This is a genomic window from Pseudohalocynthiibacter sp. F2068 (genome assembly GCF_023015645.1).
GTDB classification, from domain to species: domain Bacteria; phylum Pseudomonadota; class Alphaproteobacteria; order Rhodobacterales; family Rhodobacteraceae; genus Pseudohalocynthiibacter; species Pseudohalocynthiibacter aestuariivivens.
This window is the reverse complement of record NZ_JALKAK010000009.1, coordinates 24,890-48,454: the sequence shown is the minus strand read 5'-3', so window position 1 is coordinate 48,454 and position 23,565 is coordinate 24,890. Positions and strand designations below refer to the sequence as shown.

General features: G+C 53.4%; 23 protein-coding genes and 1 tRNA gene. 4 read left to right on the top strand and 20 right to left on the bottom strand.

The genetic code is table 11. The features are described 5' to 3' along the window. Positions 1-67: 67 nt before the first annotated feature. Positions 68-144 (bottom strand) — tRNA-His (locus MWU63_RS11725). A gap of 71 nt (positions 145-215) precedes the next feature. Then, on the bottom strand, positions 216-1,121 hold the full coding sequence (locus MWU63_RS20480; protein WP_213890019.1) for a bifunctional helix-turn-helix transcriptional regulator/GNAT family N-acetyltransferase: 906 nt from the start codon (positions 1,119-1,121) through the stop codon (positions 216-218). Positions 1,122-1,238: 117 nt separating this feature from the next. Here MWU63_RS20480 and MWU63_RS11710 point away from each other — a divergent pair, with 117 nt between their 5' ends. Then, complete coding sequence (locus MWU63_RS11710; protein WP_213890025.1) at positions 1,239-1,424, top strand: DUF6324 family protein; 186 nt, start codon at positions 1,239-1,241, stop codon at positions 1,422-1,424. On the opposite strand, the gene MWU63_RS11705 is transcribed toward MWU63_RS11710, so the two are convergent. From MWU63_RS11705 to MWU63_RS11675, 7 genes are all read right to left on the bottom strand, one after another. After that, complete coding sequence (locus MWU63_RS11705) at positions 1,408-1,857, bottom strand: MmcB family DNA repair protein (RefSeq protein ID WP_213890027.1); 450 nt, start codon at positions 1,855-1,857, stop codon at positions 1,408-1,410. The two genes, MWU63_RS11710 and MWU63_RS11705, sit on opposite strands and share 17 nt — an antisense overlap. Positions 1,858-2,199: 342 nt before the next feature. Further along, a complete protein-coding gene (locus tag MWU63_RS11700; protein ID WP_213890028.1) occupies positions 2,200-2,514 on the bottom strand; it encodes a hypothetical protein in 315 nt (104 codons plus the stop codon). Positions 2,515-2,888: 374 nt separating this feature from the next. After that, on the bottom strand, positions 2,889-3,359 hold the full coding sequence (gene nusB, locus MWU63_RS11695) for a transcription antitermination factor NusB (RefSeq protein WP_213890030.1): 471 nt from the start codon (positions 3,357-3,359) through the stop codon (positions 2,889-2,891). Further along, on the bottom strand, positions 3,356-3,907 hold the full coding sequence (locus tag MWU63_RS11690) for a 6,7-dimethyl-8-ribityllumazine synthase (RefSeq protein ID WP_213890031.1): 552 nt from the start codon (positions 3,905-3,907) through the stop codon (positions 3,356-3,358). Before MWU63_RS11690 ends, nusB begins: the two co-directional genes overlap by 4 nt. A 5-nt stretch (positions 3,908-3,912) precedes the next feature. After that, positions 3,913-5,022, bottom strand: coding sequence for a 3,4-dihydroxy-2-butanone-4-phosphate synthase (ribB, locus tag MWU63_RS11685; RefSeq protein ID WP_213890032.1), 1,110 nt, complete (start codon positions 5,020-5,022; stop codon positions 3,913-3,915). A gap of 42 nt (positions 5,023-5,064) precedes the next feature. Continuing rightward, positions 5,065-5,649 (bottom strand): hypothetical protein, encoded by a 585-nt coding sequence (locus MWU63_RS11680; RefSeq protein WP_213890033.1) that lies wholly within the window; start codon positions 5,647-5,649, stop codon positions 5,065-5,067. Beyond that, the gene (locus tag MWU63_RS11675; RefSeq protein ID WP_213890036.1) at positions 5,646-6,248 is read right to left on the bottom strand and encodes a riboflavin synthase; all 603 of its coding nucleotides are present in this window, start codon (positions 6,246-6,248) and stop codon (positions 5,646-5,648) included. The genes MWU63_RS11680 and MWU63_RS11675 overlap by 4 nt, the downstream gene beginning before the upstream one ends. Before the next feature lie 179 nt (positions 6,249-6,427). Here MWU63_RS11675 and MWU63_RS11670 point away from each other — a divergent pair, with 179 nt between their 5' ends. The 3 genes from MWU63_RS11670 to MWU63_RS11660 all read left to right on the top strand — a co-directional run bounded on the left by MWU63_RS11670 (position 6,428) and on the right by MWU63_RS11660 (position 11,009). Continuing rightward, positions 6,428-7,720: a capsular biosynthesis protein gene (locus MWU63_RS11670; RefSeq protein ID WP_247078067.1), complete on the top strand. Its 1,293-nt coding sequence runs from the start codon at positions 6,428-6,430 to the stop codon at positions 7,718-7,720. Positions 7,721-7,812: 92 nt separating this feature from the next. Then, complete coding sequence (locus MWU63_RS11665; protein ID WP_213890039.1) at positions 7,813-8,943, top strand: polysaccharide biosynthesis/export family protein; 1,131 nt, start codon at positions 7,813-7,815, stop codon at positions 8,941-8,943. 8 nt (positions 8,944-8,951) lie between these two features. Continuing rightward, positions 8,952-11,009, top strand: coding sequence for a capsular polysaccharide biosynthesis protein (locus MWU63_RS11660; RefSeq protein WP_247077959.1), 2,058 nt, complete (start codon positions 8,952-8,954; stop codon positions 11,007-11,009). Positions 11,010-11,011: 2 nt separating this feature from the next. On the opposite strand, the gene ribD is transcribed toward MWU63_RS11660, so the two are convergent. The 11 genes from ribD to MWU63_RS11605 form a co-directional block, all read right to left on the bottom strand. Continuing rightward, the gene (gene ribD, locus MWU63_RS11655) at positions 11,012-12,106 is read right to left on the bottom strand and encodes a bifunctional diaminohydroxyphosphoribosylaminopyrimidine deaminase/5-amino-6-(5-phosphoribosylamino)uracil reductase RibD (RefSeq protein WP_247077957.1); all 1,095 of its coding nucleotides are present in this window, start codon (positions 12,104-12,106) and stop codon (positions 11,012-11,014) included. Beyond that, positions 12,103-12,570, bottom strand: a complete 468-nt coding sequence (gene nrdR / locus MWU63_RS11650) for a transcriptional regulator NrdR (RefSeq protein WP_213890041.1) — start codon at positions 12,568-12,570, stop codon at positions 12,103-12,105. The genes ribD and nrdR overlap by 4 nt, the downstream gene beginning before the upstream one ends. 130 nt (positions 12,571-12,700) lie before the next feature. Beyond that, complete coding sequence (locus tag MWU63_RS11645; protein WP_213890042.1) at positions 12,701-14,284, bottom strand: amidohydrolase; 1,584 nt, start codon at positions 14,282-14,284, stop codon at positions 12,701-12,703. A 238-nt stretch (positions 14,285-14,522) separates the two neighbouring features. After that, the gene (locus tag MWU63_RS11640; RefSeq protein ID WP_247077955.1) at positions 14,523-14,792 is read right to left on the bottom strand and encodes a hypothetical protein; all 270 of its coding nucleotides are present in this window, start codon (positions 14,790-14,792) and stop codon (positions 14,523-14,525) included. A gap of 179 nt (positions 14,793-14,971) precedes the next feature. Then, positions 14,972-16,957 (bottom strand): RNA polymerase sigma factor RpoD, encoded by a 1,986-nt coding sequence (rpoD, locus tag MWU63_RS11635; protein ID WP_213890044.1) that lies wholly within the window; start codon positions 16,955-16,957, stop codon positions 14,972-14,974. 120 nt (positions 16,958-17,077) lie between these two features. Then, complete coding sequence (gene dnaG, locus MWU63_RS11630; RefSeq protein WP_247077953.1) at positions 17,078-19,030, bottom strand: DNA primase; 1,953 nt, start codon at positions 19,028-19,030, stop codon at positions 17,078-17,080. Positions 19,031-19,196: 166 nt separating this feature from the next. Then, entirely contained in the window at positions 19,197-19,742 is a 546-nt protein-coding gene (locus tag MWU63_RS11625) for a sarcosine oxidase subunit gamma (protein ID WP_213890048.1), read from the bottom strand. Then, positions 19,735-22,668 carry a sarcosine oxidase subunit alpha family protein gene (locus MWU63_RS11620; RefSeq protein WP_247077951.1) on the bottom strand — a complete coding sequence of 978 codons (2,934 nt, stop codon included), beginning with the start codon at positions 22,666-22,668 and terminating at the stop codon, positions 19,735-19,737. Before MWU63_RS11620 ends, MWU63_RS11625 begins: the two co-directional genes overlap by 8 nt. Next, positions 22,665-22,940: a sarcosine oxidase subunit delta gene (locus MWU63_RS11615; protein WP_247077949.1), complete on the bottom strand. Its 276-nt coding sequence runs from the start codon at positions 22,938-22,940 to the stop codon at positions 22,665-22,667. The genes MWU63_RS11620 and MWU63_RS11615 overlap by 4 nt, the downstream gene beginning before the upstream one ends. Before the next feature lie 63 nt (positions 22,941-23,003). Next, entirely contained in the window at positions 23,004-23,429 is a 426-nt protein-coding gene (locus MWU63_RS11610) for a hypothetical protein (protein WP_213890053.1), read from the bottom strand. Next, a complete protein-coding gene (locus MWU63_RS11605; protein WP_213890055.1) occupies positions 23,426-23,557 on the bottom strand; it encodes a sarcosine oxidase subunit delta in 132 nt (43 codons plus the stop codon). Before MWU63_RS11605 ends, MWU63_RS11610 begins: the two co-directional genes overlap by 4 nt. Between the last annotated feature and the right edge of the window lie 8 nt (positions 23,558-23,565).

The window sequence follows — 23,565 nt, the reverse complement described above, 5'->3', positions numbered from 1 at the left end:
TCTTACGCCTGCCCGCCAAAGAAAGCAATGACCGTTCGGGTAGAGGCGATCTTTACAAGTTTGAGAATGGTACCACCTCCCCGGCTCGAACGGGGGACCTCTTGATCCACAATCAAGCGCTCTAACCTACTGAGCTAAGGCGGCACACGCCGTGATTTAGCGTTAGCTCTCTTTTAATGCAAGTGCCAGATTGAAGAACAAGCATATGAATTGCTTTATAACGCAATCTGCCAGTTCTGCGTGACGAGATCCCGACCAAAGGACCGTTCAGGTTTGCTGTCAATCAGTTCAAAGCCAAACTTGCGATAGAGGGCACAGGCGGCCTCGTGGCTTTCGTGCGTCCAGAGCACCATTTTCTCGTAGCCTTTGCCACGTGCATAACCCATGCACATGTCCAGCATTTTTTGCCCAAGGCCAAGACCGCGCGCCTGTGGCTCCAGAAAAAACAGCCGCAGTTTTGCGACTTTCCGGCTTTGACGGACGCAAAAAATAGAGCCAAGCCTTTGACCACCCTGCTCTGCGATCCAGGCTCTCTCACAATCAGGATCGTGATTTCGCATATACGCCGCCAAAATCTCAGCGACGAGCACCTCAAACTCCGCTTTAAACCCTTCTTCTTCGGCATAAAGCTCTGCGTGACGCATAATAATCCAGCCCACATCACCAGTTCTCAGATCGTGAAACTGGACATCGCATTGCTGTTGTTTCGTCAGTACGTTCTCTATCGTTGCCATCGCGCCCGTTAATGCGGACTGATCGTTTTCTGAAATCGGCCTTAACATGGTTTCAATTTCGCTGTTTGATCGATGTTGAAGCGTTGCAATCTTTTCGTACCCTGCAGGCGACATGGCCAAAAGCCATTGGCGTCGGTCTTTTTTCGACTGCGCCCTCTCAATCCAACCCTCTGTTTCCAGACGTTTTAAAATTCTACTCAGGTATCCCTCGTCTAAATTTAAGCTCTCTATCAACTGCCGTGCGGTCATTCCTTGGTTGTTTGAAATCTCGTACAGGACGCGAACTTCGCTCAGGCTGTGACCGCTGCCCAGATAACTCTTCTCAAGAAGACCCAGATGTCGTGTGTAAAACCTGTTGAATGCTCGAATTCGGGAAACAGTGTTCATCAATCCCTCCAGATTTAAGATCACGATTGCCAGTTTCCTTGCCTAAGTCAAGCTTTTGTCGTCTTGCCAGCCCTCACTCTTGGCGCTAGGTCGCACCTATAAAGAGGAGACACGCCTATGGGTATCGACAGCGAAAGCGACGCCGCCGCAAATCTTCAAATAGGACCTACATCACTTGGAATGGTCCGGATTTACATTGAGGCAGAAGGCGTCGAACTCCCGCTGGATTTTGATCCGGAAGAGGCGCTTGAGATCGCTGAGGAACTGCGCGTCGCTGCAGAGGCAGTCAAAGCACAGAAATAGCCGCAACGCCCGGATCACGGAAGTCGAGCAACCTCTGTGCTGCATGACGCGCGAACTTATGGGTCAATTGCCTGCGCCTCGGGGCTGCTAGTTTCTCTTCCGGTCCCATGCGAATGATTTCTGCGTCATAAGCGTCAGCAATCAAAAGCCCGGTTTCATCTGGCAGCAACTCTGTCGGAAACGCCTCATCTACGGCCCAAAAATATCGATCACACCAATCAAGATATCCCTGCCATTTTTGATCGGTCTGAAAATCAGCGCGGCTCGATTTACACTCAACCACCCAAATTTCACCTTTCGGACCCAGCGCCATAATATCAACGCGCAAACCCCGTTCCGGGACAAATTCTTCTATTGAAACAAAGTTATGCTGCCGCAGGTGCCGACACACACCGCGCGCAAGCAATTGACCAGGCTTAAGCGTCTCAATCATAGAAAAAACATGAACAATAGGGGAACATTAAGCAAGTTGTTTTTCAAAACACGTCGACGGACTCATTTCAAACGCCACATTGCGAAACCCAAAAACAATTCACCGCGACGCTTTTGTAAAATAAGCAAGCATGACCTTGCCCCGCAGCTCCGACACCCATAGATAGGGGATCGGCGGGTTCTGCCCTTCTCGTATCCTGAGGTCAAATTCCAGTGGCCTTAAGCAACTCCGAGGGAGCTGGCTCTGTTCAGATCCTGGTCCGATTACCCGGCGCCCACCTGTAAAACCAGGTCCTCGGGAATTAGCTTACCTCAACGGCTGCGGCGGGCCCGCCACTCACGTCTACCAAGGTTTTGATTTTACCTCAGCCTGAACCCTGATCGGGCCGCCAATTGGGCGTTTAATACGCATCCGGGTTCCGCCAGACGGGGTATCATCAGACGACATTCGCATAATCGCCCAACCAAATTGCACACCTGCAAAAACGATTCCGTTGAACACGAACAGCATAACAACCGCAACCAAACCCATAGAACTGGTTGAGATCAGGTGCCAAAGATTGCCAACATTACTTACTAACAGCAACGCAACGAATACCGCTGAAAGCAAGAATCCAATCAAGACGTGAATGATGTAAAGACGAACAAGCTTAGGCATAGCACCCTCTCCAAAGCACGCGCTCCCCTAAAGATATTGGAATCAAAACCAAAATAAACGTGCTTATTGGTCGCAGCGCACCACTGGGGCCTAAATAACTGTCCTGCCAAAAATAATCAAAATCGAGGTGTGTTCCGCACCGTTTTTGTTTTCGCCCTTTGGGTGATATTAGCCTCCGGCGGGGATATTTATGGGAAAAAGAAACAATTCAGGCACATTTCTTTATCCTCTAAATATCTTCGCGCGAAACGCAAACCGCACGAAGTGCCAAAAGATTTGGCGCGTTTGCACGCCTCAATTTGAAAGTAGCGCTATATAAAAAATAAAAAACCTGTTTGGCTCTGCCGTCAGAAAAACTTCAGTACGCCATCTGTTTAAAACGCGTCGGATTTCGCTTCACGCGCCATATGGTCCAGAACAGCGTTCACAAATTTGGGCTCTCTCCCGTCTGGATGAAACGCCTTGGCAATATCGACAAATTCGTTAATCACAACTTTCGGAGGTGCGGCGCCTTCGCAAAGCTCGGCGCCAGCCGCGCGAAACAGCGCGCGCAGGGTTGGATCAATCCGCGCGATTGGCCATTTGGCGACCAAAGCGCGGTCTGTCATTTGATCGATCCTTGACTGATGCGTGACTGCGTCTTCAATCAGCTTACGAAACAGCTTCACATCGCCTTCGGCCATTTCAACGTCTTCAAAGATTTCCCCAAACCGGAAATCTTCAAATTCGCGACGTACATCATCAACGCTGCTATCGGACTGTTCCATCTGAAACAGCGCCTGTACGGCATAGTATCGTGCTGCGGCGCGCATCTGCCGCCTTTGAGTGCCGCGGTCTTGAGTCATACTTTTTTAGGCCTGCTTTGTTCATCGGCTATCCGAAAGCTGTCTGGTGAAGGTTTAAAACCCACATCCTTGCTTTGGCGACCCCATTTGCGACAAAGCGCAACGAGATGCAAGGCTGCCGCCGCCGCCCCGCCCCCTTTATTCTGATCTTTGACATCGGCGCGCACGTCGGCCTGCTTGCGGTTTTCAACCGTCAGTATGCCATTTCCGATGCAAACACCTTGCAGCCCCATCAATTGCAAAGCGCGTGAACTGTCGTTGCAAACGGTATCATAGTGCGTGGTTTCGCCTCGAATGACACATCCGAGCGCAACAAACCCATCATAATTTGAAAGTCGTTCGGCAAGGCCGATTGCCGTTGGAACTTCAAGCGCGCCGGGCACTTCCACAATATCCCAGCCTGCGCCCACAGCTTCAATTTCCGCTTTTGCACCGGCAACCAGATTATCGGCGATGTCTTTGTAGTAGGGTGCCACGACGATCAGCAGTTTGACGGGTTTGTCAAAACTTGGTCGCTCAAGGATGTAATGCTGCTCTGCAGTGGCCATCAGTTTTACTCCTTGCTGCCATCACCGGTGATGGGATGCGTCCCCACAATTTCCAGGTCATAGGCTTCAAGACCAATCACTTTCGGCATGGGTGAATCACTAAGCAAAATGATTTTCCGCAAACCCATGGTCGACATGATCTGCGCACCAAGCCCTGTGTGGCGCAGGGTGCGCGGGGTTGCGGCTTCGTCAAGATGCAACTTGGGTTGCGCCTCGCGGAACAGGATTACGGCACCACGCCCAGCCTCTGCAATACGTTCCATTGCCAGCGCCATTTCATCGGGCGCGCTTGGGCCAAGCCCAAGAACATCTTCAAGCACTTTCAGCGCGTGCGTTCGCACCAGAACCGGCTCCGGTGTTGTGATGTCACCCTTGGACAACACGACATGCTCTGTTCCTTCAACCTGATCTGTGAAGACCCGCAACTCCCATTCTCCACCATAAGCCGATGTAACGTCGCGCCGCACAGTTTCGCGAACGAGGTTGTCGTGACGCAACCGATAGGCAATCAGATCGCTGATCGTTCCGATCTTAAGGCCGTGTTGTTTCGCGTAGCCGACTAAATCTGGCAACCGGGCCATGCTCCCGTCTTCGTTCATGATTTCACAGATCACGCCAGAGGGATTAAGACCCGCGAGCCTGCTTACATCTACTGCTGCTTCCGTATGTCCCGCGCGTACAAGAACCCCGCCATCGCGCGCGCGCAACGGGAAGACATGACCAGGTGTTGCAATATCCGCACCTGTTTTTGCTTCATCGATTGCAACGGCGACCGTGTGCGCCCGGTCATGCGCGGATATGCCGGTGGTTACACCTTCGCGCGCTTCAATCGAGATTGTAAAAGCGGTCTCATGACGCGAAGAATTGTAAGACGCCATCAAAGGCAGACCCAACGCGTCAATCCTCTCACCCGTCAGCGTCAGACAGACAAGCCCGCGCCCGTGTTTTGCCATGAAATTAATAGCCTCTGGCGTCGCCTTTTCTGCAGGAACCACCAGATCACCTTCGTTTTCGCGATCTTCATGATCGACCAGAATAAACATACGCCCGTTTCTGGCGTCTTCGATGATATCTTCTATTGGAGAAATATGGTCGCTGTAGTTGCCTTCGGCCATCCGCTTTAACTTTCTATCTCGTAGTGCCCGCTGGGCAGATTATCAGTTTGTTCTGTCGCCAAAGAAAATTTCAGCAGGCAGATAGGAACCAAGCTTACCTGCAACAGTCCATTCGCGTTCCCAGCTTGTGTCTCCGACCATGACAACTGCGGCACCGGGTAACTTCATCGGATCAAGCACGGCGCGTACGCCCGACTTAACCTCAGCCCAGCCGTCTGTGAACCGAGGTGCCGATTTTACATCATCCAGAACAATGCCATGGTCCTGTAATATCCGCGCCTTTGTGATCTCTGGCTGAAGGGGCTTGGAAACAAGCAGTAACTTACCGCATTTCTGAACAGCTTTCAGCCTGGCTTCCCGGTCTTCCGGCAAAGCTTCGTTCGTCTTAAATATACGCAAAGAATTCGAGGAAAACAGAAACGCGATAACATCCCGGCCCGAGGCAGAGCGAAGCGACGCGTAGGTTTTATATTCCAGCCCAAGTTGTTTCGCTCGCTTCACGCGCATTCGGATCACTTCGAGCGGCAATTGCGGTAGCAACTCACGGCGTGCTTTTTTCCAGCAATGTGCGCGCCAGCCCTGACCTTTCTCGATCGTGGGACCGTTGTTGTGACCAATCAGGTTCATGCAGCGTTCCATTCCCGAAGCCTTGAAACATAGCGGGCAAGCGTATCAATTTCGAGATTGATCATATCACCGACCGAAACATCACCCCATGTTGTCGCAATTTTAGTGTGTGGAATGAAGTTCACACCGAAGTTTACACCCTCTACTTCGTTCACGGTCAGGGAGGTGCCGTTTAACGCAACCGATCCTTTAGGTGCAATAAAACCTGCAAGTTCCGTGGGTGAGCGGAACATCACACGTGTACTGTCCCCTTCGTCAGTCATCGATGTAATCTCAGCAACACCGTCCACATGCCCCGAAACAATATGACCGCCGAGTTCATCACCAACTTTCAAGGCGCGTTCCAGGTTGAGGCGCTTGCCGATTGTCCAGCTTTTTATATTGGTTTTTGACACGCTTTCCGCAGAAATTTCGGCATCAAACCAGTTTTGAGGTTTCGTCCCCAATTCAATAACAGTCAGACAAACACCATCACATGCAATAGACGCGCCGATGTTGATCCCGCTGATATCGTAGCTGGTGCCGATCCGTGCACGCAAATCACCGCGCTGTTCCAGTTCCAGAATACGTCCGATATCTGTAATAATGCCGGTAAACATATTGGCCCTCTCTGCCCTCTGACCTAGTCCATTGACCTAGCCTTTGCACTGCATGTGCGCAAGCCTTGTACACCACAGAAAATAACGACTTGTTAACTATTTTCGCCTTACTTTGGCCCCTCTCACAGAACAAAAAGTACTGTAGCCCGGCACGATTGATATGATAGCAAAATGACATGATGGGTAAAATTACCGGATCCAACCGAACATTCCTGTTTTTACAGGGACCCCACGGGCCCTTTTTCTATCGGCTGGGCAATATGCTGCGCGCCGCAGGGGCAGACGTGTGGCGTGTCGGGTTCAACGCTGGCGACAAGGCGTTCTGGTTTGACAAAAAAAGCTTCATTCCTTTTCAAAGCACACAATCGGAATGGCCCACGCACTTTGATGCGCTGATTGAAGAAAAAAACATAACAGACATAGTGCTTTACGGGGATACACGCCCAATTCACGCTGAGGCTATCAAACGTGCCAAATCAGCTGACCTGACGGTTCATGTTTTTGAAGAGGGGTACTTAAGGCCCTATTGGGTGACCTATGAACGGGACGGGATAAATGGCCATTCGCGCCTGATGAATATCAACGTCAAAGAAATGCAAACTGCGTTGGCTGACAATGATCTTGATGTTCACGAGGTCCCTGCCCACTGGGGTGATATGCGCCAGCACGTGTTTTACGGTGCGCTCTACCATTGGTTTGTCATGTTCCGAAACGGTGCCTACCAAAATTTCCGCCCCCACAGGGCGCTTTCCGTCACCAAGGAATTTCAGTTTTATTTGCTCAGCCTTCTGTTAATGCCTTGGCACGCAGTCAAACGTATTCTGGCAACTCGGCGCATTAAACAGGGTGGTTTTCCTTATCATCTTGCGCTGCTTCAACTGGAACATGACAGTAGTTTTCAAAACCATAGCCCGTTTGACTCAAATTCTGAGTTCATTGACCTGACCATAGAAGGGTTCGCCAAGGGTGCCCCCCGTCATCATCACCTTGTTTTCAAGGCGCATCCTCTTGAAGACGGACGCGCACCACAACGCCGGACCATCAAGAAAGACGCGTCGAAATACGGTGTATCAGACAGGGTACACTACGTACGTGGCGGAAAACTCGCCCGGCTGCTGGACCACGCCCGAAGTGCTGTCACAGTAAACTCGACCGCTGCGCAACAGGTTCTATGGCGCGGGCTACCGATCAAAGTTTTTGGCAGTGCTGTCTACGCCAAACCAGAATTTGTATCTCACCAAGCGCTTGATGCATTCTTCTCTGATCCAAATGGCCCCGATGCACGCGCATATAAAGACTATCGCAAATACCTGCTACAAACATCACAAGTACCCGGTGGTTTTTATTCGGCGCGTGGGCGACGACAACTGCTGCGTCAGGTGGTTGATATGATGCTGGAACACAATGATCCCTACGATGCACTCGATTCTGGCAACGCGACTCCACGGCAACAGTTTCGATTGGTGACGTAAACTTGAAAAAGGCCGAACTAGCTTTTCATACGAGATTCTCGTAGTTTGCACGAAAAGTTGAGGCAGAATTTTATAATAAGGAGCGCAGGGCAGTGAAAATCACGTCTTCGCGGTGGGCTAAAAGTGTGGCCCTTATCACGCTTGTTGCCACAGTATCTTCGTGCGGGTTGCCCCGTTCGGGCCCGAATAAACGCGAGATTTATAGCAGCTCGATACAACAGCAGGGTGATGCCTTTGTCATTTCTGTGAACGACAGGGTAACGCGCGCAACCGCCGTAACACCATCGCTCGGCTTCTCGGATGCATTCAAGAACGCAAGACTTGTTGGGTCCGATACGATCCGCCCGGGCGACCGTTTGGGTCTTAGCTTCTGGGAAAACGTGGACGACGGTATCTTAACAACCGCAGGTGTTCCCGCATCATTGGAAGAGGTACAGGTCGATAGCGCCGGGTTTATCTTTGTACCCTACGCCGGACGCATACGGGCCGCTGACAATACGCCAGAGGCACTGCGCCGTCTGATCACGTCGAAACTTGATACCCAGACACCAGACCCGCAGGTCATGGTCCGCCGGTTGGCGGGTGACGGGGCAACGGTTTCTATCGTTGGGGGGGTCGCTGGCCAAGGCGTTTACCCGATCGAGCGACCAACAAGAACGCTATCTTCAATGCTTGCGCGGGCGGGCGGCATTGCAATCCAACCCGAAATTGCATTGATCAAGGTCAGCCGCGGCGATGTTATGGGCCAAATTTGGTTTGAAGATCTTTACAGTAACCCTGAGTTGGATATTGCGCTGCGCCCCGGTGACCGTATTTTGGTCGAACAGGATACACGTTCGTTTACCGCGCTTGGCGCAACCGGTGCGCAAAGCCGCGTAAACTTCCAACGTCAAAATATGTCTGCGATTGAAGCTATCGCTCAGGTCGGCGGCCTGCAAAGCGGAATTGCTGATCCGACCGGTGTTTTTGTGTTCAGAAATGAGCCCGCAGAAATCGCCAATATCGTCCTCGGACGCGACGACTTGGTTGGTGCGCAACGGGTTATCTATGTGCTTGATTTAACGGAACCTTCGGGCATGTTTATGGCACGGGATTTTTCAATCCGGGATGGCGATACCGTCTATGTTACAGAAGCGCCGTTCGTACAGTGGAGCAAAACCCTCGGGTCGATCACCGGCTCACTCACAGCTGTGGAATCGGTAAGCTCTCTGGCTGAAAACTAAGCCGGTTCATGCAAGCGAAAAACGATACAGAAGTCGCTGAGGAGATCTCTCCTCAGCGATTGCTCGTTTACAACGGTGGCTTCCTCACGCAAGGGCGTGTCCGTCGCATTCTGGAACTCTCGGGCTACAAGATTCGTGTAGGGCGCCCAAAAAACGGCGACATGATTGGTGTCTGGGGGAAAAGCCCTACTTCGCCGCGCGGTGAAAAAGTTGCTGCAGAGCAGGAAACGCCAATACTGCGTGTTGAAGATGCGCTTTTGCGCTCGGTCCACCCGGGGCGATCCGGCAGTGCACCGATTGGTCTTCATCTCGACAAACGCGGGGTTTATTTTGACAGCGCGCACCCCAGTGACCTTGAACATTTGCTGACAACGCATGCGCTTGATGATACAGCACTTCTTAATAGGGCCCGCGCCGCAATCGCGCGCCTTCGTGACGCCCATCTATCCAAATACAATGCGTTTGATCCGTCTCTTCCTGTACCCGAGCCAGGTTACGTCCTTGTCATCGACCAAACAAAAGATGACGCTTCAATCACGTACGGTGCGGCAAACGAAGCAATGTTCCGCGAAATGTTGGTTTTTGCACAGGCGGAGAACCCGGCCTCGCGCATTGTCATCAAAACCCATCCGGACACTCAGGCAGGGCACCGAGAAGGGCATTTCAACACGGCCGACGCGCGTGGCCGGGTTTCGCTGCTCAGCAACGCTGTATCGCCCTGGAAACTGCTGGAAGGTGCGGTTGCTGTCTATACAGTCACCTCACAACTCGGATTTGAGGCAATATTTGCGGGTCACAAACCGCGTGTCTTTGGCCAGCCGTTTTATTCCGGCTGGGGCCTTACACAAGACGAAAACCCGGTTGCCCGCCGTGAACGCAAGCTTTCGCGTGCGCAACTGTTTGCTGCAACGATGATCCTCTATCCCACCTGGTACGACCCTTACCATGACCGGCTTTGCGACCTTGAAGGTGCAATGAACGCCTTAGGCGCAGAGGCACGCGCATGGCGCGAAGATAACGCTGGATATGTCGCGGTCGGCATGCGCCTTTGGAAGCGCAAGTCGCTGCAGGCCTTTTTTGGCCAGACGCGGAAACTTCGGTTTGAAGATAGGCCAAACCGCGCAGCAGAACGTGCGCGCGCCGAAGGCCGAAACATGTTGGTCTGGGCCGGCAAGGAAACATTCGAACTGGTAAATGCCGCAAACGAATTACCTGTAGCGCGCATTGAAGACGGCTTTCTTCGTTCCAAAGGGTTGGGAGCAGAGCTTGTTCCGCCGCTTTCACTGGTTGTCGATGATCTGGGTATTTACTATGACCCGGAACGCGAGAGCCGTCTGGAGAAGATGATCGCAGCGCGGGCCGAATTGGAAAGTGGCGCTGAAAGTCGGATAACTGATATTCTACAACGCATTAGGCGTTCTGGAATTTCGAAGTACAACCTAAAATCCGATAGCTCTTTGAACCTTCCGGAAGGCGCCTTTATTCTGGTTCCAGGCCAGGTTGAAGATGACGCGTCGATCATAAAGGGATGTGATGACGTTAAAAGCAATCTCGAACTGCTGGAAGCGGTACGAGAGGCGAATCCTGATGCCACGATCCTGTACAAACCACACCCCGACGTCATGGCGGGTCTGCGAAAGGGGGCAATCCCTGAGATCGAGGCATTAAGACATGCGGATCAGGTTATGTCAGACACGGACCCTATCGCCCTGATCGAGGCGTGCAACAGAGTCTGGACAATGACGTCATTACTGGGTTTTGAGGCACTATTACGCGGAAAACCAGTGACTTGCCTCGGTGCGCCGTTTTATGCGGGCTGGGGTTTGACACAGGATTTTGGCCCAGTTCCGGCAAGACGAAATGTAAGAGTTTCTTTGGAAGCTTTGGCCTATGCCGCGCTTATTGACTATCCGCGGTATCATGACCCGGTCACAAATCGCCCCTGCCCGATCGAGGTTATTCTTGATCGGCTGGAAACCGGAGAGTTGCCAAATCATGGCCCCTTAAATCGTACGCTTTCAAAGCTGCAGGGGCTTTTCTCCAGTTACGCGTATTTATGGCGATAGCCTCAGGATCGCGTCCAGTGATGCAGGATGTCAGAGCCAACTGAACGAACGGAGAGCAGCCTGAAACGGCGCGCTTCGGAAAGCCGGGCAAGGCCCAAAGCCCCAATCGAGGGCTGGCCTTCAGCGCCGATTGTCACGCCCGCGCCAAAGCCAATCAGATCATCAACGAGATCAGCGCTCAGAAGCGATGCAGCAAGCGCGCCACCGCCTTCACAAAAAACCCGCGTAAGACCCTGTTCCGCCAGAGCCTGCAAAATAGATGCAGCATCAAGCTGCCCGGAAACCGTTTTACAGACCAAGGTTTTCGCACCAATCCCTTGCCAGGCAGAAACCAGAGATGAATCGGCTTCGGGTCCATGACAAATCCAGACCGGAACTTCTTTTGCCGTGCTGGCAAGTTGACTGGAAAGCGGCAAGTCGAGCCTGCGCGACGCGACAACACGAACAGGCTGGCGCGTAACGCCGAGTCCACGCACCGTCAGCGACGGGTCATCCGCCCGTGCAGTACCTGCCCCAACCATCACCGCATCGTGCCGTGCACGCATCGCATGAACGGCACGGCGCGCATCCGGCCCTGTGATCCATTTGCTTTCCCCTGTCGCGGTTGCAATACGCCCATCAAAACTGCTGGCAAGCTTCAGCGTCAGCAATGGCCGGTTTTGTTCGACGCGTAAAAGAAAGCCACGGTTTAGGCCTTCCGCTTCGGCGTGCATCACACCCGTTGCAACTTCAATACCAGCTTGGCGAAGCTTTTCGTGCCCCTGCCCTGCAACACGCGGGTCGGGATCTTCAAGCGCACTTACGACACACGCGATACCGGCCGCAACCAATGCCTCCGCACAAGGCGGTGTATTTCCATGATGCGCGCAGGGTTCGAGCGACACATAGGCAGTTGCGCCCTTCGCCAGCGATCCGGCCTGTTCAAGAGCAATCGTTTCGGCATGGGGCCTGCCAGAGGGTTGTGTCCACCCGCGGCCTGCGATGCGACCCTCTTTAACGATCACGCAGCCCACAGCGGGGTTTGGCCAAACCTGGCCCAGCCCTCGCGACGCCAGCCCAAGGGCCAGCGCCATATAGCGTTTGTCAGACGTGGTCACTCTTCCGAGGGGCTTGGCGGGCGCAATTCGCTGACAAATTTGTCAAAGTCGTCCGCCGCCTGGAAGTTTTTGTAAACACTGGCAAATCTGACGTAGGCCACCGTGTCTATCCGCGCCAGAGATTCCATCACGATTTCACCGATGGTGCCCGAAGGAATATCGGTCTCGCCCATGCTTTCAAGCCGCCGCACAATGCCAGATATCATCTGATCCATGCGTTCCGGTTCAACCGGGCGTTTTTGCAAGGCGATCCTGATGGAACGCTCCAGCTTGTCACGATCAAAGTCTTCCCTGCGTCCATTGGTTTTGATCACCACCAAGTCCCGCAACTGAACGCGTTCATAGGTCGTAAACCGCCCACCGCAGGCCGGACAGAACCGGCGCCTTCGAATGGCGACATGATCCTCAGCTGGGCGTGAATCTTTAACTTGCGTATCTACATTTCCACAAAATGGGCAACGCATAGCCTCTCCCTTGGTGCCTATCCCCGGTTATCCACAGGCACTATAGGACCTACGCAAGGTTTTGGGTAGAGGCAAATGTGACCCCCAACATACGCCCGACAAATTTCACACAATCGGCTGTTCTGTCTGATCACACAGGCCCACCGGCTGAAGGTATACACCAGTCGCGCCCGCGCGCCGTGGTAACATACTCGGGCCAGTGAAAATGAATTGGCGGCTCATAATCGCAAAGCGGCGGACTCCAGTTTTCGCCGCCAACTCCGCCGCCGGTTCGGGTTTCAAATTCTTCCCAGGCAGTATCACGCGCAGATTTATCTTCCAGCAACCGAAGGGCCGAAACGGCGAGCGTTTTAGACGCTGCCTGTACCATGGGGTCAATGGTTACCGAAATACCCCCCAACGCATTCATCGCCCAACTTGGATAGGCAGCTCCTGCAGGTGCTTTCAGGGCTGGCCGCGCAATGTAGAACCGTGCGGTAGGTGTGTGCCATGTTATGTCCGTATAGTCATCGGAAGTTGAGTTTTTCTGTTTTGGTGCAAGGTCTTGGCGTAAAATCCGTTCTGCCTCTTGCGGGTCGATCAGTTGATGACACGCCTCGATCAAAGGCGCCTCCATAGGTTCGAATCCACAGGCAGATTGAACCGCGCGCGCGGCATCTAATCCGGCGTCATCCCACTTTGGCGCACCAACGGCTTGTATCGCCTCCCAAACCAATGATGCCATGGCGTGGTTCGCCAAACCGGGACGAGATTTGCAAACCCAGTGCCGCTCGACCCGGCAACCTGTCATTGCTGCGGCGGCCTCGGCATTTCGGTCAAGTGCGGCGGTCACCTGTTCTGCCATGGCAACCGTGGGAACGCGCATCATATACTGGATGTCAGCCATCAAAGCAGGAAGATTGTCAGCGGTCGCCTGCCCTGTGCTGAGGATAGCCTCTGAAATCGACCAGCCCCCCTGATGCGGCAGCATGGAATCGCGCAAAAAACGACTGTTTGAATACATCGCAACCAAAGCGTCGTTGGCACCCGGTGCGCGCACATCGGAATGTGATTGTGGGATCGGCGCGCCATCGCCCATGCCCCAGCGTTCGGGTTCATCGCAAATAAATCGATAAATCATTGAATACGCCGCGCCACAATGTGTGTCCCAGCGCACTGTGTTACACATCGGCAGCATGTAAAACGGATGAAACGACAACATCGCCGCCAACCCGTCATAATAGCCTCTGGCCGCGTGAATTGGCTTTGACCCCCGCACTTTTTCCGCTGGCTCGCCCGTGAACCGTAACCCCCCCTTAATACCATGATGTTCCATCGCTGCTTTTGTCGCCAAAAGTCCGCCAAGGCCTGACATCCCAAGGGCAGAATGCGGGTCAGTGTGGCCACCAGCAGCAAACCCCAGCCCCGTTCGTGGCGCGCGTTCGGGTTTCGCCGCCTGGCAATTCCCGGGCACTGCGTCATATTCAGCGTACATTCCGATGACTGGCCCATCGCCATTCTGCCATTCTGCGCAAAACGCAGTTGGCATGCCGCCAGATCCTGCCTCTACGCTGAACCCTTCGGCGCGTAGTTTTTCAACATACCAGTCTGCTGATTGATATTCGCGCCAGGCTGTTTCAGCGAAGTCAAAGATTTTGGCCGTCCAGCCAGACAAATCCGATGCGTGTTCTGCAACCCAACGCGTTGCAAAATTCTGTGCCATGCTAAGTGCCATCAGCGCTCCTTTTCCTAGAACCAAAGCTGAACAAGCATGTGTCATCTGTCAAACAGTTGATCCGGTGTGCAGCGGAAAACGCCTGCAAGGGTTGTCACAAAATGTTCGATATTAAAAATATTTAACGAAATATGAGGATTCGACAACATTAGAGGAAACAATTAATTAATTGTTTATTAGCCATAAATGAAAAATCTTTCGAAAAACTGTTTCTCGCTAATGTTCATTTTTGGAATGTTTAAATTTGCAAAACAGCATCACGGTTTTCCGATCCGATCGTCCCAACCCAACTATCATAAGTTCCAGACGCGGGATTTCGCAGAACGATCTGCGCATCAATATCACTGGCGCTGTCGTCGTCCCAATGCCAGTTTCCCGCTGCGGTGTTGACTGAAAGTCCTAAGTCACACGCGCTGGCCGCATGAACCCCGCCAGCGCGCAACTTGTAACGGCGTTCTAAAAAAAATGCGCCGCGTTCCCAAAATTCTGTTCTCCGTTCAAACACCATTCCTCATAAAGAGGTAAGGCTAAGGTAGTCGAACTGAAATTGATCGGAAAAAGAGCAAGTCTGACGCATGTAGGCACCTCCTGTTGTACGAACAGGTTCAGCCTAACAAGCGATATGTAACCTGAAAATCTCGAATTCTGCTAATTTCCAGGCAGTGGCAACGCTGCTGCCTGCGTATTTTACTGATCAAGAAAACTGCGAAGCTTGCGTGATCTGCTTGGGTGTTTCAGTTTGCGAAGCGCCTTGGCTTCGATCTGACGAATACGTTCGCGCGTAACGCTGAACTGCTGACCAACTTCTTCAAGCGTGTGGTCCGTGTTCATTCCGATCCCAAACCGCATCCGCAAAACACGTTCTTCCCTTGGGGTAAGGCTGGCAAGAACACGTGTCGTTGTTTCTTTCAGATTTTCCTGAATTGCGGAATCAAGCGGCAGAACCGCATTCTTGTCCTCAATAAAATCGCCAAGCTGACTGTCTTCTTCATCGCCAATTGGCGTTTCAAGAGAAATCGGCTCTTTGGCGATTTTCATAACCTTGCGCACTTTTTCAAGCGGCATCTGAAGTTTTTCAGCCAGTTCTTCCGGCGTTGGCTCACGGCCAATCTCGTGCAACATCTGGCGTCCTGTGCGCACCAGTTTGTTGATGGTTTCAATCATATGTACTGGAATTCGGATTGTGCGTGCCTGGTCGGCGATCGACCGGGTAATCGCCTGACGGATCCACCATGTTGCATATGTGCTGAATTTATAGCCGCGGCGATATTCAAACTTATCCACCGCTTTCATCAGGCCGATGTTACCTTCCTGAATAAGATCAAGAAATTGCAGGCCGCGGTTCGTGTATTTTTTAGCAATAGAGATAACAAGGCGCAGGTTCGCTTCGACCATTTCTTTCTTGGCCTGACGCGCTTCTTTTTCGCCCTTCTGAACTTGCTGAACGATGCGACGGAACTCTGAGATATCAAGACCGACATACTGCCCAACCTGTGCCATATCTGCACGAAGTTCCTCAATTTTTGGTGTCGAGCGTTCGACCAGCGCCTGCCAGCCACGTCCAGCCTTTTCGCTCATCCGCTCAAGCCAGGTCGGATCCAACTCGTGGCCCCGATAGGCTTCAACAAATTCGCGACGGTTGATACGAGCCTGATCTGCCAGTTTCACCATGTTCGAATCGATCGACATGATTTTGCGGTTAATACCGTACAACTGGTCGATCAGCGCTTCGATCCGGTTGTTATGCAGATGCAGTTCGTTCACAAGCTCCACAATTTCGGCCCGCAGCTTTTGGTACGTGTCTTCTTCGCCGGTAGAAAAGCTTTCGTCTTCGTTCAACGTCGCCGAGATCCGAACGTCCTGCATATCAGACAGTTTGGCATAGTCGCGCGCAATAAGGTCCAGCGTTTCCAAGACACGTGGTTTCAACGCGGCTTCCATCGCAGCGAGCGACATGTTTGCCTGTTCATCCTCGTCGTCATCGTCTTCAGCGATAATCGGGTTACCGTCGGCGTCTAACTCCGGCGTTTCTTCTTTTTGCGCAGGCGCGGCTGCACCAACGGTTAACGGGGAAACAACTGGCTCTTCTTCTTCGTCCTCTTCGCCCATCGTGTTGCCGAAAGTCGTCTCAAGGTCGATCACGTCGCGCAATAAAATTTCTTCGTTCAGAAGCTCGTCGCGCCAGATCGTAATCGCTTGAAATGTAAGGGGGCTTTCGCAAAGCCCCAGGATCATCGTGTTGCGTCCGGCTTCTATCCGTTTCGCAATTGCAATCTCGCCTTCACGCGAAAGCAGTTCGACCGAACCCATTTCACGCAAATACATGCGCACGGGATCATCCGTGCGATCCAGCTTTTCGCTTTCAGCAGTCGCAACAACAACGTCGCGTGCGCTGCTGGTCTCAACCAGATCGGTTGAACCTTTTTCTTCTTCCTCGGCTTCGTCGTCTTCAATAATATTGATGCCCATTTCTGAAAGCATCGACATCACATCTTCAATTTGTTCCGAAGAAACCTGTTCTGGTGGCAGAACCTGATTAAGCTGATCGTAGGTGATGTAGCCACGCTCGCGCGCTTCGGCAATCATCTTTTTGACAGCGCTCTGGCTCATATCGAGCCCCTGTTCGGTGTCCTGATCTTCCTGCTTACGGTCGTCGGTATCTTTGGCGGCCATTCAATGTTCCTCGCGAAGGCGGGCTGATTCGGAAATCGGCGTTAACCCGAATCAATCGTGTGATTCGGTGATTCGCAACCCGTTTAAACTGTTTTCTTTACTTCTTCCTCATCAAACCGTTTAATTTTGGCGGTCTTTTTTCTTGGAAAACGTAATTGTTGAGAAGATATCGTCCCTGCGTTTCAGTTCGTCTTTGTTCATGGACAACCCGTTTGGGGCCGTCTCATATTCTGCTTTGTCCTCCGTCTCAGCACGTTCCGCCCTGTTGCGGGCTTCGGCGGCCTGACCAATCCTCCAGGTCAAACCCTCATCGGCAAGGCCGGTCAAATCCTGCATAGCTTCGGAAATTTCGCGCCGGATGCCACGTTGTGCATCAAGTTTCGCAAGTTCCTCGGCTATACAATGAACGGCAATTTCAACATCGCCCGGATTACGCACTGTTGGAGCAAGTTTGACATGGCGCGCATTAAACAGGTTTTCAAGGGCCTCCCGCCCCGCATCTTCCGCTATATTTTCACGAAAATTCTCTGCCGGTGCACCAAGATGACTCAAGAGTGCATTGCGGAGCGCGTTGTGATCCGGGTTCGAAAGCTCCAGCCGTTCCAAAGCAGTCTCGAACTGGCCTATAATAGAAGGATGTAAAAGCAACGTCGCAAGAACCACTGCCTCGCGCAGATGTTCTTCAACCTGATTTCCTGCAGCCAGAAGAGAGTTTTTTGTGCTTGGTGAAGGTGTGGCGATTTGGCGTTTGTTCCAATCCCCTTTTTTGAAAGCCGTTTTACGGCGCTGTGTTCCGAACAGGTCCCATCGCATCTGCTTGATCGCTTCGCCATAGTGGTTCCGGATTGACGGGTCCTGAATTTTGCGGATCGCATCGCGCAGGCTCTTATCAAGCGCAGCTTTGCGTTCCGGGCTATCGAATATCTTTCCTTCGGTTTCACGTTGCCACAAAAGCTGAACCATCGGCTGAGCCTGATCCAACAGTTTTTGCATCGCGCCGGGCCCTTGCGCACGAAGAATATCATCAGGGTCCTGCCCTTCCGGCATCAGAGCAAACCGAAGCGACAGACCAACCTCAAGCATGGGAAGTGCTATATCTATCAGACGCATAGCAGCCCGCAGCCCGGCGTTGTCGCCATCAAGCGCAATAATGGGTTCCGGTGAAATACGCCACATTAGCCGGAGTTGATCTTCGGTGATGGCTGTTCCAAGGGGGGCAACTGTCGCTCCAAATCCAGCCTCAGAAAGGGCAATGACATCCATATACCCTTCGGCCACGATCAGCGGCTGGCCCTTGCCTGCAGCCTCACGCGCGGGGCCGTGATTGTAGAGGCTGCGGCCCTTATCGAACAGCGCTGTTTCGGGTGAATTAAGATACTTTGCGCGCGCATTCGGGTCTAACGACCGACCGCCGAGCGCGATAGCACGCCCTCGCGCATCGCGGATCGGAAAGATGATACGGCCACGAAAACGGTCATAGGGCGCACCACCATCATCAGGTTTCGCAGCGAGCCCCGCGTCGATGATCAGTTCCGGATCAACGCCCTTCCCGGTCAGATGCTGAAACACGCCCTGTCGAATTTCCGCTGCAAAACCAATATCATAACGGGCTTGCGCCGCTTCATTCAAACCACGGCGATCAAGGTAGTCGCGGGCGTCAGCTGCGGCGGAAGTCTTCAGTTGCAGGCGATAGTATTGAACAGCCTGTTCCATGACCTCGGCCAACTGGCTGCGTTTGTCGGCCTTTTGTTGCGCTTGCGGATCAGGGGCGGGCATTTGCATGCCAGATTCCCGCGCAAGAATTTCAATGGCTTCCATAAAGCCCACATTTTCGGTTTCGCGCACAAAGGAAATTGCGTCACCCTTGGCGTGGCACCCAAAGCAATAGTAGAATCCCTTTCGGTCATCTACATGAAAAGAAGCACTTTTTTCCTGGTGGAAGGGGCATGGCGCCCACATGTCGCCTTTGCCCTGGTTGGACTTGCGCGCATCCCACATAACCTTGCGGCCCACCACCTGCGAGAGCGATGTTCGTGTGCGGAGTTCGTCAATGAAACCGGGAGGCAGACTCATGGACGCAGTATCAGGCCAGAGAGACGATCTGTCCAGATGGCGACGACACCAGAGGTGTCATTTGAGCGGTGTTTTACGCGAAACTTGCAAATCTTGTAAGTTCAAAAGCGGCCCATTTTAAAAACTTACACCTTTTTCCCGCGCGATCAGCCGTGAAATAGCGCGCTCATTCGCGCGCCGCGACAGATTTCATGGCAATGGTCAGATCATGCACAGCGGTCACAGCAAAAGACCGCATCACCATGATGTCAAAACTGTTCGCTCCGCTGCGCGTCACCGACATCATCATGTGCAGCAAAGTGGTGCGGGCGGTGTGACCGCGTTTGAAGACCGTGGCGCGCAAATCGATGGGTGCAAGACGCGCCAGCACATCTTCGGCCCCTGTCCCATGAAGACGCATAACAACCCATCCATCGCTTTGGTCGGTCAATGCGGCGTATTGAGAAAGGTCTGCAGGCGCGTCCGGCCCAAGAACAAAAACCTGTCCCTGCCCCATCCAGACAGCGCGCGCGCCGTCCTTTCCGGTTGCGCGGTTTGGGCCGGGCATAGTCATTCCACAAGCCGCCTTGAGCGCAGCAGAAGCCGCTTTTTCCTGCCCCTTGAACGGTGCGACCGACGTCACGCATGCAGGTAGAATCTCGGTCAGGGTCATTGTTCCTGCAGTTACCGGCAACAAACCTTCGGCTGGGGTTTTAGCAATCAATTCAGCCACGGGTTTTCTCCCCTTCCTTGTCAAGGAACACCGGATGGCAAACCTCGCACTGAACCTCGAGCCTGCGAAGATGATCCACCATCATTATTGTCTCGCCATGACGTGCAGGGCCGTTTTTCAGAAATGCGAGACCAAGATTGCTGTCCAGCGTCGGAGAGTAACAGACAGAGGTCACATATCCCTGATCGTTCACCCGTACGGCTTCGTCATTCGGGTTAAACAGATGTGCGCCTGCCACGAGTTGTTTCACCTCGCCAATGGGTTTGATCCCGACAAGCCGCTCGCGTTCTGGATCAACCAATCCGGGGCGGGCTGCGGCAGGTTTGCCGATGCAATCTTTCTTGGCGGAAACCATGCGTTCCATACCGATGTCAAAAGCCGTCACGCGTCCGTGAATTTCGGCATGCGTTATGAACCCTTTTTCGATGCGCAGTACGTTCAGCGCTTCCATACCGTAAGCGCCACCGCCCAGCGCCTCGGCCCGCGCAAGCAGATCGCGGAACAGCGCATCGCCATAGCGCGCTGGCACGGCGATTTCATAGGCATGTTCACCCGAAAACGAAATCCTGAACAGGCGGGCATCAACACCCAAAAGCGTGACCGGACCGCAGGCCATGAACGGCCAGCTTTCATTTTCGATTGGTGCATCAAGAATGGTGTTCAGCAATTTGCGCGACTTTGGCCCCGCAACGGCGAATTGCGCCCATTGTTCAGTCACTGAAATGAACCGCACGTTCATATCCAGGCAAAGACATTGATGCACGTATTCCAGATGCCGCATCACTGGCCCGGCGGCGGCTGTTGTCGTTGTCATCAGGTAATGGTGTTCCCCAAGACGCGCTGTTGTGCCGTCATCCATCACATAGCCGTCTTCGCGCAACATCAGGCCATACCGCGTGCGACCCACCTTAAGCGTGCTGAAGGTATTGGTATAAACAAAGTCCAGAAATGCCGCTGCATCAGGCCCCTGAATATCAATTTTGCCAAGGGTTGAAACATCCGCAATGCCAACGCTTTCGCGCACCATTTCGACCTCGCGGTCGCAGGATTGGCGCCATGTGGTTTCACAGGGACGCGGAAAGTAGGATGGACGATACCAAAGGCCCGCCTCGATCATCGGCGCAGCACGTTCAACGGTGGCAGCATGGGACGTCATAAACCGTTCCGGTGCAAAGCCCTTGCCGCGACCACCGGCCCCCATTGCCGCGATTGATACCGGGGTGAAAGGCGGGCGGAAGGTCGTTGTTCCCGTTTCGGGAATTGCGCGGCCTGTCGCGTCCGCCAGCACCGCAAGCGCCCCAACGTTCGAGTTTTTGCCCTGATCGGTGGCCATGCCTTGCGTCGTGTAGCGTTTCATATGCTCGACCGAGGCAAAGTTTTCGGCTGCGGCCTGTTTCACGTCCTTGGTGGTCACATCATTCTGAAAATCGAGCCATGCGCGGCCCTTACCAGCGACCTGCCAGAGCGGGGTAATGTTGTAGGCAGCGTCTTCGGCCTTTGGCAGCGGTATGGATGGGGTTTTAATGCCCAGCGCATCCAAGGCTTTTTTCGCGCGGAACAGCCCTGACTTAAGCGCCCCTTTTGTTGAAAATACACCAGCCGCAGCCCCGGCAACATCAAGGCCCGGGACCATGTTCGGCGTTGGAACAAAAGCGGCGATACTGTCGTTCCAGATTGGACGGCCATTCATATGGCAGGTCAGGTGAAGCGTGGGGTTCCAGCCACCCGACATTGCCAGACAATCGGTCTTGAGCGTCTCTGTTCCTGATGCTGTGCGAATTTGAACCTCGCTCAGGCCAAGGCGGCCTTTGGTGTCCACCACCTCGGCACCCGTGTAAACGGGGAAATCACCGCTGACGTCAGCATCTGGTCGGCTGTCGATCAGTGCTGCAACCTTTACACCCGCCGCCGCCAGGTCATGCGCGGTACGATGTGCATCATCGTTGTTGCCAAAGACCGCAACCTCGCGTCCCGGCACAACACCCCAGCGGTTGAGGTAAGCCCTGACGGCACTGGCGGTCATGATACCGGGACGGTCGTTCATCGGAAAGGCAATGGGACGCTCTATAGCGCCGGCGCAAAGCACCGCCTGTTTCGCAACGATCCGCCAGAAACATTCAAGCGGCGCATCTGCGTGTGGTGCGGCAAGATGGTTTGAGACCTGTTCAAGCGCGCCGTAGGTGCCCTGATCATAGGCACCAGTGACTGCCGTGCGGTGCATCAGGCGAACGTTATCCATTGCTTCCAGTTCAGCAATTACTTCGTCCACCCAAATATGCCCGGGCTTTTCATCCAGCGTGTAGGTCTCGGTCAGCAAGCGCCCGCCAAAGCGGCTGTCTTCCTCGGCCAGAATTACATCAGCGCCAGCGCGCGCAGCCGCCAGCGCCGCGATCAGACCAGAGGGGCCAGAGCCGATAACCAATATGTCACAAAAGGCAAAAGCCTTTTCGCATCGGTCATCATCGTGTTTGCCTGAAAGCGCACCAAGCCCCGCTGCGCGGCGGATGAAAGGCTCATAAACCTTTTCCCAAAAGCTGCGCGGCCACATGAAAGTTTTATAATAAAACCCTGCTGACAGGAAATTCGTGAATGCGTCATTTACTGACAGAATATCCGTTTTCAGGGACGGCCAATTGTTCTGGCTGCGCGCAACAAGACCTTCGAAAATGTCCTGCGTGGTGGCGCGGGTGTTTGGGCTCTGGCTAGGACCTTCGCCCACGGTCATCAGGGCGTTTGGTTCTTCTGACCCTGCGGTCAGAATGCCACGCGGACGGTGGTACTTGAAACTGCGCCCAGTCAAACGCACGTCATTGGCCAGCAGGGCCGAGGCGATCGTATCGCCTTCAAAGCCAGTGTATCGTTGGCCATCAAAGCTGAACCCAACACGCGTGTCACGGTTGATCAGGCCTTTCCCCTCGACCCTCATTTTGCAGCCCCCCGCTTGATGTCAGAGGCAAGTGCCGTTGACAACACCTCGTGCGTCACCGTGTTACGGGTCACGACCAGCCATGCCGAACAACCGCTTTCATGATACCAGAGGTCACGGGTCACACCGGCCAGGTTGTCGCGGTTGTGGATGTAATCATCCCACGCCACGTCACCCGCGTCCGGGGTCGGACGGTCAAGCGCGATGGCATCCCCGACATAATAGAATTCGCGTCTGTCGCGTTCTCCGCAAAGCGGACATTTAAGCCGCATCGTTGCCTCCACTAAACAGTACAAAACCCAACACGGTTGCCCCGAACATCGACAGAAAAACCTCTAGCATTGGTCCACCTCAAACCGCGCAGTTTCAGTTCTATCTGTGTCCGTAACAACAGTGCGATAGACAACCCCGCGTCGAACGAATGCCGCTCCAATCCAACTCGAACAGACCTCCTTTTGGTAGTCGGGAGCAAAAAGAGCCAACATCTCAGTGCTATTTGTCTTGGCAAATTGTTCTAATTCCGGATCAGTCAATCTGATTTCCCGCACTACTGCAGCACCATCTGCATACAACCGCACTTCCGTCCCGGGGCCGTAGTTAGGAACGTCCTGTGTGTTTGCAAATTCAACGATTTCACTGGCCATTTCCTCCGGCGAAGGTTGGTCGGAGGCATGCGCCGTTGTCGCCACATTGCTTCCTGTAATCGCAATGAGCATGGTCAGTGTCCTGACCTGTTGCTTGGTTTTATCAAAGATACTCAATCCACCCACATCCCTTGAATGCAAATCATGTTGGCTTTTCCGGCAGATTGGTCCAGCGCACTGGCATCCCCGACATAGTAAAACTCGCGTCTGTCGCGTTCCCCGTAAAGTGGGCATTTTATACGCATTTCAGCCT